This is a genomic window from Mycolicibacterium novocastrense (genome assembly GCF_001570485.1).
Lineage (GTDB): Bacteria > Actinomycetota > Actinomycetes > Mycobacteriales > Mycobacteriaceae > Mycobacterium > Mycobacterium novocastrense.
Window position 1 is genome coordinate 1 of record NZ_BCTA01000115.1, and the last position, 716, is coordinate 716.

1 protein-coding gene and 1 pseudogene are annotated in these 716 nt (G+C 69.8%); both read left to right on the forward strand.

The features are described from left to right. Window positions 1–341: pseudogene (locus RMCN_RS30670) on the forward strand (site-specific integrase); the annotation flags it as partial. Continuing rightward, window positions 338–716: DUF6262 family protein (locus RMCN_RS30675; RefSeq protein WP_067397007.1), on the forward strand; the 379-nt coding region annotated here is incomplete at its 3' end. The pseudogene RMCN_RS30670 and the gene RMCN_RS30675, both read left to right, overlap by 4 nt.

Sequence of the window (716 nt, forward strand, 5' to 3'; positions counted from 1 at the left end):
GGTTCCGCTGCGCCGGCTGCGACCACTTCCGCACCGACGTCTCCTACCTACTCGACCTGCACGCCTACCTCGACGACCTACTCCGCACCCGTGAACGCCTATACGCGGCAACCGAACTCGACGACTGGGCACGCGCCGAAGCGACACCGTCCGACAACGAGATCGGCCGCATCAAACGACTGATCGAACAGATCACCATCGGCCTCGACGAACTCACCCTCGAACAGCGTGAGCACCTCGACCAGGCCGTCGCGGTCGTGCGCCGCCACCGCAGCGTCCTGCTCGGCATGCCCCGCGTCCGCCAAACCCTGCCCGACCTACGCCCGGAGCGAACCACATGAACACCCCCAACCCCACAGCCAACGCGATGATCAACGGTCGTCGAGCCGACTCCGACCGGCGCCGCCGGCGCGTGCTCACCGCCCTCGACCACGCCGTCGAATCCGGCGAGGAACTCAGCGTCAGCGCCGTCGCCCGCCGAGCCAGGGTCGACCGCACCTTCCTCTACCGCCACCGCGACCTGCTCGAACGCATCCACGCCGCCGAAGCCCAGCCGCGCGACACTCCCGACACCGGCCCCGCCGCCACCCGCGCCTCGCTGCAGGCCGACCTGCTCGCAGCCCAGCAACGCTGCACCCGCATGGCCGCACGCACCCAACAGCTCGAGGCGCACCTGTCCGGGTTGCTCGGCGAACAAGCCTGGCGCGCATCAGGAC